Origin of the sequence: Corynebacterium sp. 045007, from assembly GCF_040743205.1 — a bacterium.
Classification (GTDB): Bacteria; Actinomycetota; Actinomycetes; order Mycobacteriales; family Mycobacteriaceae; genus Corynebacterium; species Corynebacterium jeikeium_D.
The window spans coordinates 1-1,083 of record NZ_JBFLKW010000041.1; the positions used below are offsets into that span (position 1 = coordinate 1).

General features: G+C 54.6%; 1 rRNA gene. It reads left to right on the forward strand.

Annotated features, from left to right (window positions below):
• Positions 1 to 1,016: ribosomal RNA gene (locus AB1Z34_RS11105) — 23S ribosomal RNA — on the forward strand; the annotation flags it as partial.
• Between the last annotated feature and the right edge of the window lie 67 nt (positions 1,017 to 1,083).

The window sequence follows — 1,083 nt, forward strand, 5'->3', positions numbered from 1 at the left end:
GGGTCGAAGCGGAGAATTTAAGCCCCAGTAAACGGCGGTGGTAACTATAACCATCCTAAGGTAGCGAAATTCCTTGTCGGGTAAGTTCCGACCTGCACGAATGGCGTAACGACTTCCCTGCTGTCTCAACCACAGACCCGGCGAAATTGCAGTACGAGTAAAGATGCTCGTTACGCGCGGCAGGACGAAAAGACCCCGGGACCTTCACTATAGCTTGGTATTGGTGTTCGGTTCGGTTTGTGTAGGATAGGTGGGAGACTGTGATGCCTCAACGCCAGTTGGGGTGGAGTCGTTGTTGAAATACCACTCTGATCGTATTGGACATCTCAACCTCGGCCCGTGATCCGGGTTAGGGACAGTGCCTGGTGGGTAGTTTAACTGGGGCGGTTGCCTCCCAAAGAGTAACGGAGGCGCCCAAAGGTTCCCTCAGCCTGGTTGGCAATCAGGTGTTGAGTGTAAGTGCACAAGGGAGCTTGACTGTGAGACTGACAGGTCGAGCAGGTAGGAAACTAGGGACTAGTGATCCGGCACCGGCTTGTGGAAGCGGTGTCGCTCAACGGATAAAAGGTACCCCGGGGATAACAGGCTGATCTTCCCCAAGAGTCCATATCGACGGGATGGTTTGGCACCTCGATGTCGGCTCGTCGCATCCTGGGGCTGGAGTAGGTCCCAAGGGTTGGGCTGTTCGCCCATTAAAGCGGCACGCGAGCTGGGTTTAGAACGTCGTGAGACAGTTCGGTCTCTATCCGCCGCGCGCGTAGAAACTTGAGGAAGGCTGTCCCTAGTACGAGAGGACCGGGATGGACGTACCTCTGGTGTGCCAGTTGTCCCGCCTGGGGCATGGCTGGTTGGCTACGTACGGAAGGGATAACCGCTGAAAGCATCTAAGCGGGAAGCCTGTTCCAAGATTAGGTTTCTTTTGAGGTCCCCTATAGATGATGGGGTTGATAGGCCGGATCTGGAAGCATCGTAAGGTGTGGAGGTGACCGGTACTAATAGACCAAACATTCAACACACAATGTGTGAATTACAGGGTTTTTGCTCGCGTCCGTTATTCAGTGTCTGGCATGACACCACCCACCC